The organism is Dyadobacter linearis, from assembly GCF_907165045.1.
Taxonomy (GTDB): domain Bacteria; phylum Bacteroidota; class Bacteroidia; order Cytophagales; family Spirosomataceae; genus Dyadobacter; species Dyadobacter linearis.
Genome location: NZ_CAJRAU010000001.1, coordinates 782,123 through 798,052 on the forward strand (window position 1 = coordinate 782,123; position 15,930 = coordinate 798,052).

At 47.2% G+C, this 15,930-nt stretch carries 13 protein-coding genes; 7 read left to right on the plus strand and 6 right to left on the minus strand.

Annotated features, from left to right (window positions below; genetic code table 11):
* Positions 1-16: 16 nt before the first annotated feature.
* Entirely contained in the window at positions 17-1,735 is a 1,719-nt protein-coding gene (locus KOD92_RS03105; protein WP_215232046.1) for a pyruvate dehydrogenase complex dihydrolipoamide acetyltransferase, read from the plus strand.
* Between the two features lie 110 nt (positions 1,736-1,845).
* Positions 1,846-2,385, plus strand: coding sequence for an ATP-dependent protease subunit HslV (hslV, locus tag KOD92_RS03110; RefSeq protein ID WP_215232047.1), 540 nt, complete (start codon positions 1,846-1,848; stop codon positions 2,383-2,385).
* 7 nt (positions 2,386-2,392) lie between these two features.
* Here hslV and KOD92_RS03115 read toward each other — a convergent pair whose 3' ends face one another.
* A complete protein-coding gene (locus KOD92_RS03115) occupies positions 2,393-3,409 on the minus strand; it encodes a hypothetical protein (protein WP_215232048.1) in 1,017 nt (338 codons plus the stop codon).
* A gap of 47 nt (positions 3,410-3,456) precedes the next feature.
* Entirely contained in the window at positions 3,457-4,926 is a 1,470-nt protein-coding gene (gene dacB / locus KOD92_RS03120) for a D-alanyl-D-alanine carboxypeptidase/D-alanyl-D-alanine endopeptidase (protein ID WP_215232049.1), read from the minus strand.
* Between the two features lie 140 nt (positions 4,927-5,066).
* On the opposite strand from dacB, the gene KOD92_RS03125 reads away from it, so the two are divergent.
* From KOD92_RS03125 to KOD92_RS03145, 5 genes are read left to right on the plus strand one after another with little or no spacing between them, the layout of a single operon-like run.
* Positions 5,067-6,485, plus strand: coding sequence for an MBL fold metallo-hydrolase RNA specificity domain-containing protein (locus tag KOD92_RS03125; protein ID WP_215232050.1), 1,419 nt, complete (start codon positions 5,067-5,069; stop codon positions 6,483-6,485).
* Between the two features lie 31 nt (positions 6,486-6,516).
* Positions 6,517-7,470, plus strand: a complete 954-nt coding sequence (locus KOD92_RS03130) for an acetyl-CoA carboxylase carboxyltransferase subunit alpha (RefSeq protein ID WP_215232051.1) — start codon at positions 6,517-6,519, stop codon at positions 7,468-7,470.
* Positions 7,467-8,102, plus strand: coding sequence for an HAD family hydrolase (locus KOD92_RS03135; protein WP_215232052.1), 636 nt, complete (start codon positions 7,467-7,469; stop codon positions 8,100-8,102). The genes KOD92_RS03130 and KOD92_RS03135 overlap by 4 nt, the downstream gene beginning before the upstream one ends.
* The gene (locus KOD92_RS03140) at positions 8,092-9,291 is read left to right on the plus strand and encodes a site-2 protease family protein (RefSeq protein ID WP_215232053.1); all 1,200 of its coding nucleotides are present in this window, start codon (positions 8,092-8,094) and stop codon (positions 9,289-9,291) included. Before KOD92_RS03135 ends, KOD92_RS03140 begins: the two co-directional genes overlap by 11 nt.
* Positions 9,291-10,322, plus strand: coding sequence for a phosphotriesterase family protein (locus KOD92_RS03145; RefSeq protein WP_215232054.1), 1,032 nt, complete (start codon positions 9,291-9,293; stop codon positions 10,320-10,322). The genes KOD92_RS03140 and KOD92_RS03145 overlap by 1 nt, the downstream gene beginning before the upstream one ends.
* A 6-nt stretch (positions 10,323-10,328) precedes the next feature.
* Here the strand turns inward: KOD92_RS03145 and KOD92_RS03150 are convergent, their stop codons facing one another.
* From KOD92_RS03150 to KOD92_RS03165, 4 genes are all read right to left on the minus strand, one after another.
* Positions 10,329-11,624, minus strand: coding sequence for a sensor histidine kinase (locus KOD92_RS03150; RefSeq protein WP_215232055.1), 1,296 nt, complete (start codon positions 11,622-11,624; stop codon positions 10,329-10,331).
* Complete coding sequence (locus KOD92_RS03155; protein WP_215232056.1) at positions 11,621-12,991, minus strand: sigma-54-dependent transcriptional regulator; 1,371 nt, start codon at positions 12,989-12,991, stop codon at positions 11,621-11,623. The genes KOD92_RS03150 and KOD92_RS03155 overlap by 4 nt, the downstream gene beginning before the upstream one ends.
* Before the next feature lie 261 nt (positions 12,992-13,252).
* Positions 13,253-14,419, minus strand: a complete 1,167-nt coding sequence (locus tag KOD92_RS03160) for an ABC transporter permease (RefSeq protein ID WP_215232057.1) — start codon at positions 14,417-14,419, stop codon at positions 13,253-13,255.
* A 99-nt stretch (positions 14,420-14,518) separates the two neighbouring features.
* A complete protein-coding gene (locus tag KOD92_RS03165; RefSeq protein WP_215232058.1) occupies positions 14,519-15,763 on the minus strand; it encodes an ABC transporter permease in 1,245 nt (414 codons plus the stop codon).
* Positions 15,764-15,930: the final 167 nt, after the last annotated feature.

Below are 15,930 nucleotides of genomic sequence, written 5' to 3' on the forward strand. Positions count from 1 at the left end.
TACCTTAACAAGCGATATGGCAGAAGTAATTCGTATGCCCAAAATGAGCGACACCATGGAAGAGGGTGTTATCGCAGAATGGCACAAAAAAGTAGGTGATAAAATAAAATCCGGAGATATCCTGGCCGAAGTCGAAACCGATAAAGCCACGATGGAAATGGAGTCTTACTATGACGGTACACTTCTGTATATCGGCGTGAATAAAGGTGATTCAGTGCCTGTGGACGGTGTAATGGCGGTTGTAGGTTCGGAAGGTGAAGATTACAAATCACTGCTTGAAGGAGGTAGCGGCAACGGTGCTGCATCCAACGGAAGTGCTGAGGCAGCTCCCAAAGAAGAGCCTAAGGCGGAAGCTTCTGCTCCGGCAATCGAAACTGCGACTCCCGAACAACCAGCCAGCAAACCTGCCGCTGCTCCGGCAGCTTCCATAGAGAAGATCAATGCAGTGGTGGTTCGTATGCCAAAAATGAGCGATACGATGGAGGAGGGAACTTTGGTTTCCTGGCAGAAAAAAGTAGGTGATAAAGTAAAATCAGGTGATATTCTGGCGGAAGTCGAAACCGACAAGGCCACGATGGAACTCGAAGCATATGAAGACGGAACTTTGCTGTATGTAGGTATCAAGGAAGGCGAATCTGTGCCTGTTGATGGTATTATTGCAGTAATTGGTGAAGAAGGCGCGAATGCAGAAGCATTGATCGCCCGTGAAAACGGCGAAGCAGCTCCCGAAGCAGCAGCTCCTGCGGCAGAAAGTAAAGAAGCTCCGGCAAGTGATAACGGTTCGGAAAAATCAGTTTCAGTAGCAGATTCCGGCGAACGCATTAAGGCTTCTCCTCTTGCGAAACGTCTGGCAGACGAAAAAGGCATTAACCTGAGCCAGGTAGAAGGCAGCGGAGATAACGGTCGTATCGTAAAACGCGATGTAGACGAATTTAAACCAGCCGCAAAAGCTGCCGCTCCTGAAAAAGCAGCAGAAAGTGCACCAGCTCAGAAACCGGCAGAACAAGCAGCCAGCGCTCCTGCGGCAGCTGCATCTGGCGCAGCGGCTACTGGCGACTTTACCGACACGCCGATCTCGCAAATGCGTAAAACCATTGCACGCAGACTGAGCGAAAGCTTATTCACCGCGCCTCATTTCTATGTGACAATGGAAATCGTGATGGATAAAGCAATGGCACTTCGTCCGCAATTGAATGAAGTGAGCCCGGCGAAGATCTCTTTCAACGATATGGTGATCAAAGCTTGCGCGGTTGCATTGAGACAACATCCTGCTGTTAACTCGGCGTGGTTGGGAGATAAGATTAGAAAATACAATTATGTGAATGTAGGTGTAGCTGTGGCAGTAGACGAAGGTTTGCTGGTACCGGTCGTGCGCGATGCTGACAAAAAGACGCTTTCGGCGATTTCGGGTGAAGTAAAAGAATTGGCCGGAAAAGCGAAAGACAAGAAGTTGCAGCCGAAAGAATGGGAAGGAAATACATTCTCGGTTTCTAACCTGGGTATGTTTGGTGTAGATGAATTCACTGCGATCATCAACCCTCCGGATTCATGTATCCTGGCTGTGGGTGGTATTAAAAAGGTAGCAGCATTCAAAGAAGACGGAACGGTGTACCCGACCAATATCATGAAAGTGACACTATCTGCTGATCACCGCGTGGTGGATGGCGCAACTGCTGCCCAGTTCCTGCTGACAGTTAAAAAACTGTTGGAAGAGCCGATGAGCATGCTGGTTTAGTGACAACTCAGTAATTGAAAATAATATAAAATGAACAAAGTGTCAGGCTATCCGGTCTGGCACTTTTGTTTTAAACTCGCATTTGATCGAATCAATTCAGCATTTAATTCATGGAAAAAATACACGCGACGACCGTACTTGGAGTACTTCATAATGGAACCGTTTCACTGGGCGCCGACGGCCAGGCGACGATGGGCAATACGGTTGCAAAAGGAAATGTAAAGAAGATCAGGGTATTGCAGGGCGGAAAGATCCTGGCAGGTTTCGCCGGTTCCACGGCCGATGCATTTACATTGATCGAAAGATTTGAAGAAAAACTGAATGCATACGGCGGCAATATGAAACGCGCCGCAATAGAGCTGGCAAAAGACTGGCGCACAGACAGATACCTGAGAAAACTGGAAGCGATGATGATCACTGCCAGCAAAGATGAAATCCTGGTGATATCCGGAACCGGCGATGTATTGGAACCTGAAAACGGTATCGCATCGATCGGCTCGGGAGGCAACTTTGCATTGTCCGCAGCGCAGGCATTGAAAAAGCACGCGCCGCATTTGACCGCCGAAGAAATGGTGAGAGAAAGTCTCACCGTGGCGGCAGATCTGTGTATTTACACAAATCACAATTTTATGATCGAGGAAGTGAAGTGATCGGGGTTTAGCCCAATACTCTTCTGTAAACCTTCTTAGCCCGGTGAATCCACAGGGTTTCGAATTTATCCAGCTTCCCTTTTACATTCCGCACTTTTGCCAGGAATTTATATTTACCATCCAGCGCGGCGTCGGTATTGTAGTTTTCTTTGAGATACTGCAATGCATTCGCCTCGCTCAGGTTGTAGTTATCCTGCTTGGAATAGGCATGTATTCCCTGCCCGATCGGGTTGAACTGCGAATGTGAAGCATAATCCTCCAATACAAAATGTTGGAACCGAAATCCTTGGTTCACCATCTGATGAAACCAGCCGGTCCCGAGATCCGCGGTAAAGCCCCAGTTTCCGCCGAAACATACATTATCTCCCTTCGGCAAAGTTTGCTGGCGATATAGCGCGAGGTTGATCATACAGGCATATTCATTGAGCCTGCATTCGGGCATCGGATGTACGCGTCCCGTTTCCAGTACTTCAATATCCTTTTCCTTCCGGGGAGTATCGTAAGCCTGGTGCAATGCGATCGCTTCGGCTTGCGTAGGCACATATTGCTCGAATTTGGAACCGTGACACACTTTCGCTGAAAACCCTGGACAAGACCAGCATTGACCAATTGAGCCCGTTCCGGCTACATTCGGATCCTGGAAAACGGGCAGCATTTCACCGATCATATCCCGGTAAAAAACCATGTCGTTGTGCATGATAAACAGGTATTCACTTTCTGCTTTTTCCAGCGCGTACTGGTAAGGGATCTGGTAACGATAGGTGCTGTCGCGTTTGGTGCGGTCGTAATCAAGGTAACCCAGCTGGTAGAAAATTTTGGGATAATACAAGTCAACCGCAATCAGCGGACTGATCGTTTTGATGACGTGGTACACATCGCCGAACTTGTCGTAAGGCTGTGTCTTTTCAACGGTTATATATATTTTGTTAATGTGCTGCCCGCTGAATTTCAGCAGGGAAAGTATCGAAATAATGGTCTGGTAGGGTTTTCCGTAGTAGATTACACATACGTCAATTTTCTTCATAGCCTGTTTTTGCATTGGAAATATCTTGTAAAACTATGCAAGACTTGTCACAATTGTGCCATTAAGCTCATAAGCTTTACAAGCTCGTCGGAAACAATCCGCTGACTGCCCGGCATATATTTGTTTGCAATTATCGTAAAACTCATCAAAGTCCCTGCCCTGGAAGTGAAATAACCCGCATAAGCCCGTGTGCCTTCGATAGAGCCGCTTTTGGCGTGTACATTACCCGCCGCCTTCGTTCCCTTCGCCAGATTCCTGACTGTACCATTTTGACCTAAAACCGCAATGCTTTTGTAAAAGTCATTGAAGCTGGCGTCTTTATTCGCAAGGTTCAGAATTTCCGTCAAACTGCCTGCTGTAATGGAACCTGAGGGAGAAAGGCCGCTGCCGTCTTTGATATAAAAACCCCTCAAATCGGCTCCTTTGCCTGACCAGTAACTGGTTACAGCCTTCGCTGCATTGTCGAAATCGGATTGACCTGAAAGCCTTTTTCCAGCTTGTTTTAGGAATGTATCGGCGTAAAGATTAATACTCCAAAAGTTGGTTTGCTGACAGAGTTCGCGCAACGCGGGCGATTTATATTCGTCCAGTACTTTTCTCTGATTTAAGCTCTGAGGCGCGCCCGGCGAAGGCAGATTTTGATCATAAATCGTTACAGCCGAATTCCCCAAGGCTGTTTTCAATGCAAAAGCTGCATATTCCGCTGGATCTGGAATGGAGCCTTTTACTGAAAATGTAGCCTGCCCGGCCGGCACAGTTCCCGTTAATACCACGCGGTTTCCCAGCGGACTGCTGTACAGAATCGTTTTGTCACCTGAACCTCTTTCACCAGTGGTAACCTGATTTGTAAAAGTCAGGTAAGGAATCGCTGGCTCAATACCCAAAAAAGTTGCAGGATCACCGGGTTCTACGCCGGGTTTGAATTTTGCGCGGTACAGATTTTCGTTAAAATTAAGCCCCTGCACGCCCGCGCCGTAATAATTGCCCATATCTCCCCAGATCCACGTACTCGCTACGGTACTGTTGTCAAAAAACGACGCGTCGGGCAGTACTTTTCCTTTAATATGCCTGATACCGGACTTTTTCAGCGCAGCTACCCAGCGGTTGATCAGCTCGGCGGATTTCAGAAAGCCTGTGAAACGGTCGCTGCCTAGCGACGGATCGCCGGTACCGCGAATGTAGAGGTTACCTATTAAGCTATCCCCTTTGACTTGCCCGTCGTGTTCCAGAAAAGTTTGATATTTGAAATCACCCCCAAAAACAGCCAGCACAGTCGCCGTGGAAACGAGCTTTAATGTAGAAGCTGAGGGCAGGGACAGCTCTTGATGCAGGCCAAACACATTCGTCCGCTCTTTTACCGCTTTCACGCTGATCGCCAGCGAGCCGCTACGCATAATTTCGCTGTTCTGGAATTCCAAAGCTGCGTCGCGGAGGTTATTTAATGCGGTACTGTCAATATTTTGGGCAAAAACAGGTCTGCAAAAAAGTATAAGACAGGTAAGCGAAAGCAATTTCATAACGTTATTTAACAGCTGTTGACGGGGCCCTGATGTTTGACCCAAAATCTAAACTAATCAGTAAAGTCCAAATCACAGTCGGTTTTTTGGTACTTTTGTCGGATGCATGAAACCAGTATAGGTTTTCACCCCATTTTTATATGAAATTGACATTTTGGGGAGCTGCACAACAAGTGACCGGTAGCATGTTCCTGTTGGAATCTGATGATTACCGGATTTTGATTGATTGCGGCTCAGACTTTGATTTAGATGAGATTGGCAGAAAAAACAGGTATGAAGAGCAGAAAGGCGTTTTTCCATTCGAGCCAAGCCTGATCAATACAGTACTTTTAACGCACGCCCACATTGATCACTCGGGCAACATTCCTAATTTATATAAGGAAGGATTCGAAGGCAGGGTCGTTTGTACCGAGCCTACGCTGGCACTGACGGCGCTATTGCTGAAAGACGCAGCAAACCTGCACCAGAAACGGCTGAATGCGCGCCTGGGATCCAAGAAGCGCGGCAAGAAACAGAAGGAAGTTCCGAAAGATTATTACGTTGAAAAAAATGTACTGGAAGCGATGGACAATTTTGTGCCCGTCTCTTTCGGACAACGCTACCGTATTGCTGATAATGTGACTGTTACGTTTTACGCGGCAGGACATTTGCTCGGCGCTGCGCATATTGTGGTGGAGGTATTTGAAAACGGAGAGAAAAAACGGATCTGCTTTTCAGGAGATATTGGCAGGAAAAACTATCCGCTTCTCATTGATCCTCAGGAGATTCCGCAGGTAGACTATCTGGTTTGCGAATCGACTTACGGAAACAGGCTGCACGAAAATACCGCCGAGCCCGTGGAGGCGCTGGCAGATGTGATCAAGCGTACCTGCATTGATATTCCGGGCAGGCTGATCATTCCGTCTTTCAGCGTCGGCCGCACGCAGGCTTTGCTTTACACGCTCAACAAGCTGTACCTCGACAAATCGTTTCCATTCATAAAAGTATTCTCAGATAGTCCGCTCGCGCACAGCAGCACGAAAGTTTATCAGAAACACGGACGAATGCTGAATAAGGAGGCCCGGAGTTTTCAGGAAGACAACGATATGCTTTTCGATTTTGAAAATCTGATCTACCTGGAAAGTTCTGATGCCAGCCGGGCCGTTTCAAATTATAACGAGCCCTGCATTATCATATCCTCTTCGGGAATGGTGCAGGGCGGTCGCGTCGAGCAGCATGTGGAGGCTAATATCGGTAATCCTTATGCCACGATCCTGATGATCGGGTATGCTTCGGAGGGCACTTTGGGCTGGCGGTTACTGAACGGACAGGATACAATATCGATACGCGGAAAGCAATTGCCGGTCTTGGCTAATATTGAAAAAATTGACGTATTTAGCGGGCACGGAGATCAGAACGATCTTTTGAAATTTGTGAGAATGCAGGATCCAGAGAAGCTGAAAGGCATTTTCCTGGTCCACGGAGAACAGCAGAGTATGGCTGACCTTCAATCCAAAATTCAAGAATTTGGCTATAATTCGGTAGAAATACCATCCAGGGGAAGAACTTACGAACTCTGAACACTTCCCCCTCAACGACAAGAACCTACATATGAGAACATACCTGGATTTCGAAAAACCTATGGCCGAGCTAGAACGTAAGCTCGAAGAAATGAAGACATTGGCAAAAGAAAACAATGTAGATTTTTCGGATGCCATTTCTTTGCTGGAAGGCAATATCACAAATCTTCGAAAAGAAATATTCGAAAACCTGACGCGCTGGCAGCGTGTGCAGCTTTCGCGCCACCCTGATCGTCCGTACACGCTTGACTATATCGAGCTGATCTGTGACGAATTTATCGAATTGCACGGCGATCGCCAGGTCCGGGACGATCCGGCTATTATTGGTGGTCTGGCTAATGTCGGCGGACAGTCTTTTATGCTGATTGGTCAGCAGAAAGGCCGTAATACCAAGCAGCGCCAGCACCGGAACTTCGGAATGCCGAACCCGGAAGGTTACCGGAAAGCGCTGCGTCTGATGAAGCTCGCCGAGAAATTCAACAAACCTATTGTAACGCTGATCGACACGCCGGGTGCATTTCCAGGAATGGAAGCCGAAGAGCGCGGACAAGGTGAAGCGATTGCCCGCAACCTGAAAGAAATGTTTATGCTGAAAGTGCCCGTGATCTGTATTGTGATCGGCGAAGGCGCTTCCGGAGGTGCATTGGGTATTGCGATCGGCGACAGGGTATTAATGCTTGAAAACACGTGGTACTCTGTGATTTCCCCTGAAAACTGCTCGGCGATCCTTTGGAGAAGCTGGGATTTTAAAGAGCAAGCGGCTGAGGCAATGAAGATCACGGCGAAGGATATGAAGAAGAACAAGCTCATCGACGGGATCATTTCTGAACCGCTCGGCGGCGCCCATCTGGATCATAACTGGATGGCAGAGGAGCTGAAAAGGGTGATTTTAGAAAATATTAAAGAACTGGCCGCAATAGGCGATCAGGACAGGATTGACCAGCGTATTGACAAATTCTGCGCAATGGGCGTAGTAGTGGAATGAAAAATACCCGAATAAAGAATATCATTTTCGACCTGGGCGATGTCATTTTGAACATTGATGTGCCCGTCGCTTCGCAATCCTTCGCCGAACTGAGCGGCAGGGAGCAGAGTGAAATTCTGGCTATTTTTAATGAAAACGAGATATTCCGCCAGTTTGAAACGGGATCCATGGATGAAGCCGGGTTCCGGAATTTTATCCGGGAAATATTGGAGTTCGATGATCTTTCTGACGAAGCGATTGATACAGCCTGGAATAGCCTGCTGCTGGACCTGCCGCCGGAGAGAGTAGAACTATTGAAAAATCTGGGTACCCAATACCGGTTATTTCTTCTGAGCAATACCAGCTCCATTCATATCACGCAGGTCAACAAAATACTGGAAGCGTCGACCGGGGTCAAGAAATTACAAGACCTGTTCGAGACTGTTTTTCTTTCCTACGAAATGGGAGTAATGAAACCTGACCCGCTGATTTACCAGAAAGTACTGGCCCAGGCTGGGATCAAAGCAGACGAAACCCTGTTCCTCGACGATAATTACGACAACATTCAGGCAGCCGCTAAACTTGGCATTGAAGTGATTCATGTTCAAAAGCCTACCACCATTTTGGAATATCTGAAAGATTATGCAGTCTAGCGCGCGTACTTACCTGATACAGGGGATTTTATTTGTAGTAACGATCATTACCACGACGTTGGCTGGCGCTGAGTGGATGTTTGGCAACATCTTCTCTTTTGTATACAACTTTTACGCGATGCTGGGCGGCGTAGAGCCTGCCAGTGCTGCCGAGGCGCAGGAAAAGCTGTTAGGCTGGCCGCAGTTTTTACAAGGTCTGCACTTCTCAATCCCATTTCTTGCTATTCTGACAATACACGAGTTCGGGCATTATTTCGTGGCCAAAGCGCACCAGGTGAAAGTTACCCTGCCCTATTACATTCCGCTGTGGTTTGGGATCCCGCAAAGCATTGGTACCATGGGCGCATTTATCCGCATTAAGTCCGTCGTTACTTCCCGCTTGAAATTCTTCGATATTGGTATTGCCGGCCCGCTGGCGGGTTTTATAGCTGCATTAGCTGTATTATGGTACGGATTCACGCATTTGCCTCCGGTCGATTACATATTCACAATTCACCCTGAATATGCGCGCTATGGATCGAGCTACCCGCAGTTTGTTTACGATAATGCGAGTGGAAACCTCGTGTTAGGTGATAATATCCTTTTCTGGCTTTTCAAAACCTACGTAGCTGACCCCAACCTGTTGCCGCACCCGAATGAAATGGTGCATTACCCTTACATTTTTGCGGGTTATCTTGCACTTTTCTTTACTTCACTCAACCTTATTCCGATCGGCCAGCTCGATGGCGGTCATATCCTTTACGGGCTGATCGGCAAAAAGAAATTTAATGTAATTGCGCCCCTGTTATTTGGCTTTTTCGCATTCTACGCGGGTTTGGGACTATTCCGGGCCGAGTCTTTTGCGACTGCAAACGATGGTGCTTTTTACGAACAACTCATTTATCTCGCACTCTACATTTACCTGCTTTATATCTGTTTCAAAAGGGTGAGTGAAAATAATGGCACTGCGTTTATGGTCAGTCTGATCATTGTGGTGGCGCAATTTGCTGTTTCCTACCTGCGTCCGGATTGGGAAGGTTCCACAGGGTTTCTGCCTTTTGTATTCATTCTGGGCCGTTTTCTTGGCATCAAACATCCCGAAACCGAGGAGAACGAGCCGCTCGATACGCCACGCATTATACTCGGTGTTTGTGCGCTCATCATCTTTGTAATTTCGTTCAGTCCCAATCCTTTTATTATTGTTGAATAATGGGCGCCGGGGCGAAAAATAGGATCTCCCGCAGGAAATTCCTGAAAGCCGCCACAGCTGCACCGCTATTCCTGACTGACTGGAATGCTGACAACGGTTTTATCAACTCGGTAAACGGAAGAATAAAGCCCGCTGACATCGGTACCACATTAATCCACGAACACGTCCTGGTTGATTTTATTGGTGCTGATAAAATATCCCCCGACCGCTGGAAGCACGAAGAAGTCATCAAAAAAGTACTTCCCTATTTGCTTGAAATCAAAAAGCGCGGGATCAGAAGTCTGGTTGAATGCACGCCAGCATTTCTCGGGCGGGATGTGAAATTGCTTCAAAAGCTGTCCGACCAGTCGGGGTTGACGATTATCACCAACACAGGTTACTACGGAGCTTCCGACAACAAATACCTCCCTGCCTGGGCATTTACCGAAAGCGCAGAAACGCTTGCAGCCCGCTGGATCTCGGAATTTGAAAACGGTATCGACGGGACGGATGTAAGGCCGGGATTTATCAAAACTGGCGTGAATAGTGGCCCGCTTTCAGCATTACATCAAAAATTAATTACTGCCGCTGCACTTACGCATTTAAAAACGGGACTAACCATTTGCTCCCACACCGGCCCGGCGCTTCCCGCTGATCAGGAAATTGAGATACTAAGGAAAATGGGCGTCGACCCGAAAGCATTCGTGTGGGTGCACGCAAATGGAACGCGTGAGGAGATTGCAAATACCGCGAAAAACGGCTGCTGGGTGAGTTTAGACGGTATTGGCGATGATGATAAGAGCGTCGCCGCAAATGCCGAACTGATTATTTTCCTGAAAAACAACGGTTTTTTAAACCAGCTACTCATTTCCCACGACGCCGGCTGGTACACACCGGGCGAACTCGACGGAGGCAAATTTCGAGGATATACCACGATCTCCGACAAGCTGATCCCGTATTTGCAATCGAAAGGTTTTGAAGAGAAAGATTTGAATCAATTAATGGTTCAGAATCCTGCGCATGCATTTACTATCAAAATTCGGAAGCTGTGACGCGACTCAGGCGGGTATTTCGATCGTGAACGCAGTCCATCCATTTTCCCTGGTTTGTAAAGAAAAACCATAACCGTGGTTGGCGAGAATTTCCCTGGTTAATGTCAAACCTATCCCCTGCCCGTCTCTTTTCGTACTAAAAAAAGGATTAAATAGCTTCGCACTTCGCTCGCTATCAATAGGATACCCGTTATTTCTAATCACGATTTCTGAATCGGAAACGTATAATTCGATCTGATTCCCGGGCTCGCAGGCTTCAATTGCATTCTTGATGATATTTACCAGCACGTGCTCCATTTGCCCCTTATCGAGCTTTTTTGTCACTTCAATTTCTGGTAAAAATACCTGCATAGCAACTCCCTTTCCAGTGGCTGTGGGCTCCATGAAAATAGCTACGTCTTTGACCAGCTTGCCAACATTTGTCGGCGCACTTGTCGGCATTGGTAGCCTGACTACATCCGCAAAATTCCGCATAAACCTCGTTAAGCGGTGGTTACGCTCAGAAGCAATTCCCAGTGCTTCTTTCAACTCTCTGTAATCGGTGTCGGGCAGGATGTTTTGGGTGGTTTGTAAAATAGAATCCGTCGCGCCGAGGGTGTTGTTCACCTCGTGCGCCATCATCCTGATCACTTTTCCGTACGCGTTCTTTTCCGATTCCAGAATTTCGTTCGTCAGTTCTTCGAGCATCAGAAACGACCTTTTGAAACCCTTATCCATAAAATGCGACCGCTGCACTTTGTAAGTTACGATACCATTTGTCTTCACAACCTTAGACTCGCCATCCTGCATATTGACCAGCTCTTCCAGCAGCGGCTGCGCGGTCTCGTCCAGTGATTTCCCTGCTAAACCTTCGGCCTGCGTACCAAATTGCGCCTTTGCTTTGAGATTAAGGGATTCAATCCGGTTGTCGTAATCAAGAATAATAATGGAAATAGGCGAGGCTTCGATTAGTTTTTCCAGAAAGAAATGCTGCTCGTAAAGTCGCGTCCGTTCTTCACGAAGCTGGTCGATCATCAGGTTGTACACCTCAATCAAAGTATCGATCTCGCCCTTTCCTGTGGGCACAAATTTGATCGAAAAGTCCTTGTCCTTGATAGCCTCGATCCCGGATTTCACAAATTGGATAGGTTGCATAAAATTGCGGTATAACTGAATGGAAGCCACAGCCGACAGAAAAAGAAAGATTTCGGAAAGGATAAACATCAGCTTATCCTGCGAAAGGATCTTGTATACGAGCAGGACCAGCACAAGGTGCAGCACTGTCACATAAAGGATATACTTAGTCCTTGTAGAAACCTTCATTGCTCGTCGGGATCGAAGGAAATGCCGTATTTTTCCAGTCTCCGGTAAAGCGCAAACCGCGTTATCCCAAGCGACCTCGCCACCTTACTGATCTTGTTCTGATGAAAATTCATTGCCTTTGAAATCATTTGATATTCCATTTCTTCCAAAGTAATGGACCCAACCTCCGGCAGATTTTTAGCAGCAGCTGATTGACCAACGGTCAGGTTTTTTTGAAAATCGGCGATGTCTAGTATATCCTTGGGAGAGAGCAGTACAGTACGCTCCACCAGATTTTTCAATTGTCTGATATTACCCTGCAATTGTAACGTTTTCAACCATTTAAGTGCGCCCGGGCTAATTGTGATATCGGGACGCTGGTAAATAGTTTTGAGGTTATTTACAAAAAATTCTGAAAGCAATGGAATATCACCCGGACGCTCGCGCAGCGCAGGCAGCTTGACGGTAATCAGATTGATCCGGTAGTAAAGATCCTCCCGAAACGTACCCAGAGCGACCATTTCTTCCAGATTTCGATTGGTGGCACATATGATCCGCACATCAACCGTCCGGCTTTTGCTACTACCCAGCGGCTCAAAAGTCCGTTCCTGCAATACCCGCAGCAGCTTTACCTGGCTTGACAGATCAAGCTCCCCTATTTCATCCAGAAAAATCGAACCTTTATTCGCCATTTCAAACCGCCCGATCCGATCGGATTTAGCGTCGGTAAATGCGCCTCTCACGTGGCCAAAAAGCTCACTTTCAAATAAGGTTGAAGAAATCCCGCCCAGATTGACTTTCACAAATGGGCGGATTTTTCGCTTACTATTGGAATGAATAGCCTCAGCGATCAGCTCTTTGCCCGTGCCGCTTTCGCCTGTGATCAGCACGGGCGCGTCGGTTGCGGCTACCCGGCCCACTGTGCTGAGGATATCCAGCAGCTTTGCGTCGCTGCCTACAATATTTTCGAAATGATATTTCTGTTCAAGCTTCCGCCGGCTTTCCGACTGCGGCTCCTGCTGCGCCAGGTTCAGGATCGTCCGCACGGACTGGATCAGGTATTCGTTTTGCCAGGGTTTGGTAATAAAATCAATCGCCCCTTCCTTCATTCCCTTCACCGCCAGATCGATCGTTCCCCAGCCCGTGATCAGGATCACCGGTATAGCGGGGTAACTCTTTTTAATGCGCTGCAATAGCTGCATTCCCTCATCGCCCGAAGTTTCGATAGAGAAGTTAAGATCGAGCAAAATCAATTCGGGCTTTGCAGTACGCAGCACCTCAAAAGTCTCCTCCGGCGAACCCACTCCCTGCACCACAAACCCCTCACTTCTGAGCAATAAAGTCAGTGAAGTACGTATCGCAATATCGTCGTCGACTATCAGGAGCATATTTATCTTTTTACCCTAAATCCCTGAAGGGACTTGCCTGGTTCTTTGCGTTTCGGCATTTACCCTAAATCCCTGAAGGGACTTTCTGCGTTTTGCTTGCACTTCGCAAAAGCCCCTCCCAGGGGTTGGGGGTCCTTTCAATGTTACTTGTCTGGTTCTATGCGTTTCGGCATTTACCCTAAATCCCTGAAGGGACTTTTTGCGTTTTGCTTGCACTTCGCAAAAGCCCCTCCTAGGGGTTGGGGGTCCTTCCCAGCCCGGTCACTCCTCATGCAACGCTACCGCCGGGTGGATCCTTGCGGCTTGTTTGCTGGGGAACCAGGCGCAGAGGGTTACGATGAGGTAAATGACCACAATACCTGCGAAAATAGCGATAATATATACTTCGCTATCGAGATCGAACACATTCATCATTGGAAATTGCACGGCGAAGATTAAACCAAGTAGCAGGCTAAAACTGGCAAGTACCCATATTTCACCTAAAAACTGAGTAGTTACCCGACTCTCCGTCGCCCCCATCGCCCGCCTCAAACCGATCTCGTTCTTTCTTTTGGAGATATTCAGATTTAATATCCCGAACAGGCCCAGCGCCACATTAGTAAGCAAAAATCCACTCACTATTAAGAAAATAAGCACGGGTACCAGCGTCAGGTTCTGTCGGTTTTTGCGCGATTCTGTCAAATAACTTACCTCAATACCCCAGCCGGGAAGCATAACTGCGATTTCCTTTACCAGTTTGGCTTCAAAGTTCGCATCTGTTCCGGGTTTGGTTTTGATCAGCATATTAGCATTCCATACATCGTCTTTTGCAAGAAGCTCAAAAACAGCCGGTTCGTCTGACATGAACTCCCCTCTCGATTTGAACTTGTCCACGACGCCTACTACTTTGAAGGATTTCTTATCATCAACTTTTATCACCTTCCCGATCGCCGCTTCGTCCAGAAAAAGCTTGTCTTCCATCGCTTTGTTAATAACAATAGGAACAAATTTGGACACCCGGTCGCTCTCCTGGTACCAGCGCCCTTTCAGCATCTTCATGTCCAGTGTCTTACTGAGCTCGCCGTCGGTACTGTAAAAATCTGCGCCGACTTCCACTTTGTTATAAGTAACAGAATTCCCCATCTGATTGGCAGAAAATGGCGTGTTACTGCTCATTCTCGACACAGATTCCACTTCCGGGTAAGCCTTAACCCTTTGCAGCGCGCGTTCCAGTTTCGCTGCTACTTCCAGCGTATCCTGATTACTCGCCAGGTCCAGGTTCCATACGTGTTCGTATTCGAAGCCAACGGGTTGCAGATAGTTGCGCACATTATAAACAATGAGCGAAAGCACGCCGAACAAAACCATAAACGAAGCCCATATCTCAATAATAAGCAAAGAATGAGCCCCTTTTTTGTTCCAAATAAGTTTGAAGAGATGTGATAGCATAGCTGTATTTTTTTAATGATTAAGTGCCCCAACCCCTGAAGGGGCTTTAACGTTGTTCCAACCTGAGCGCAAAAAAAGTCCCTTCAGGGATTGAGGGTTTTATCCTTTTAGTGCATCTACTATCTTCAATTTCGACATCCTGAATGCGGGTAGCACGCCGGACAAGAACCCGAACAACAGACAAACTGCTATGCTGATCGCAAATACAGGAACGTTGATCGTCAGGTCGGCGTAGGCGATCCAGCCGCTGGAATTGATAAAACTGATGACGATAGAGGACAAAATGATCGCGAAAACGCCTCCTATAAAAGTGATGAAGATATTTTCGATGATAAATTGCCACAGCAATGCCTTCGAAGGCGCGCCGAACGCTTTTCTGACACCAATTTCAGAAGCTCTTTCCAAAATCCGGCTCACATTTACATTGACCAGATTGATAGCCGGCAGCCCCATAAACATCAGTAATATCAGCGAAGCAACAGTATAGAACATAACCTTTTGGGAATTGCTTCTGGCAAAAGTGCTCACGAAATGGTCAAAATATTTGTCTGCTTTCACGATCAGCACGGTGTATCTCTGCCCATCCTGAATTTCTTTATTCGGTATACGGGCAATGTTACTGTCAAATTCCGATTGAACCGCAGGCATATCAGACTGATCCTTTGCGAGAACGATCGCGACGAAACGGCCACGCATTCCCTTGTTTTCATAGTTGCTTTTCGGCGCTGTGTAAGGGAAATAAATGTCGGAATAGGTATACAATCGTGTCGGCGGGCTGCCTTTGACCACGCCTATCACCTTATAGATCACGTTTTCGATCTCGATATTCCGCCCGACTACCGTTTCACCATTTGTGTCAAAGTACTGGTCGCGCAATGCATCAGTGATCACTGCCACATGATCGCCGTTTTGGATATGGGTATCGTTATAAGGCTTTCCTTCCAAAAACTCAAAGCCCGTCACATACCAGAATTCAGAATCCGTGTATTTCGTATTCAGCTTGATCTTTTTACCATCCACATAAGTATTGGAAAAACTGAAATTGGAGAAGATCGTAACCTTTTCGGCTGATTTCAGAGACTTCGCATGTTTGACAAGAAACCCAAAACTGGCCGGCCCGGAAGAAGTAGTTGTCCCACTGGAATCGGTCTGAACCACAGTTCCCACATAAAGCGACCTATTGCGCTTGTTTTCAGGATAATGCGCGCCAAAAAGGTGATCTAAAAAAGAAGTGAGCACCATCAGCACCGTCAAAGTAAGGCTAATGCCAAAAAGGGTAATAAAAGTATAGAAAGGATGCCGCAGCAACACCTTCCAGGCGATCTTGATGTAGTTTGAAAACATAGGTTTTGTGTTTTTAGCAAAGTTTTTGGAGGAAGGGAGGATGGAGGAAGGGAGGATGGAGGAAGGGAGGATGGAGGAAAGGAGGATGGAGGATGGAGGAAAGGGAGGATGGAGAAATTGTAACAAATAGAAAAATATCTTCCCTTCCTACCTTCCTCCCTTCCTCC

What these genes read in the sequence shown, in the direction of transcription:
- KOD92_RS03105 (WP_215232046.1), top strand. Translation starts at nt 17, where the DNA reads ATGGCAGAAGTAATTCGTATGCCCAAAATGAGCGACACCATGGAAGAG.
- hslV (WP_215232047.1), top strand. Translation starts at nt 1,846, where the DNA reads ATGGAAAAAATACACGCGACGACCGTACTTGGAGTACTTCATAATGGA.
- KOD92_RS03115 (WP_215232048.1), bottom strand. Translation starts at nt 3,409, where the DNA reads ATGAAGAAAATTGACGTATGTGTAATCTACTACGGAAAACCCTACCAG.
- dacB (WP_215232049.1), bottom strand. Translation starts at nt 4,926, where the DNA reads ATGAAATTGCTTTCGCTTACCTGTCTTATACTTTTTTGCAGACCTGTT.
- KOD92_RS03125 (WP_215232050.1), top strand. Translation starts at nt 5,067, where the DNA reads ATGAAATTGACATTTTGGGGAGCTGCACAACAAGTGACCGGTAGCATG.
- KOD92_RS03130 (WP_215232051.1), top strand. Translation starts at nt 6,517, where the DNA reads ATGAGAACATACCTGGATTTCGAAAAACCTATGGCCGAGCTAGAACGT.
- KOD92_RS03135 (WP_215232052.1), top strand. Translation starts at nt 7,467, where the DNA reads ATGAAAAATACCCGAATAAAGAATATCATTTTCGACCTGGGCGATGTC.
- KOD92_RS03140 (WP_215232053.1), top strand. Translation starts at nt 8,092, where the DNA reads ATGCAGTCTAGCGCGCGTACTTACCTGATACAGGGGATTTTATTTGTA.
- KOD92_RS03145 (WP_215232054.1), top strand. Translation starts at nt 9,291, where the DNA reads ATGGGCGCCGGGGCGAAAAATAGGATCTCCCGCAGGAAATTCCTGAAA.
- KOD92_RS03150 (WP_215232055.1), bottom strand. Translation starts at nt 11,624, where the DNA reads ATGAAGGTTTCTACAAGGACTAAGTATATCCTTTATGTGACAGTGCTG.
- KOD92_RS03155 (WP_215232056.1), bottom strand. Translation starts at nt 12,991, where the DNA reads ATGCTCCTGATAGTCGACGACGATATTGCGATACGTACTTCACTGACT.
- KOD92_RS03160 (WP_215232057.1), bottom strand. Translation starts at nt 14,419, where the DNA reads ATGCTATCACATCTCTTCAAACTTATTTGGAACAAAAAAGGGGCTCAT.
- KOD92_RS03165 (WP_215232058.1), bottom strand. Translation starts at nt 15,763, where the DNA reads ATGTTTTCAAACTACATCAAGATCGCCTGGAAGGTGTTGCTGCGGCAT.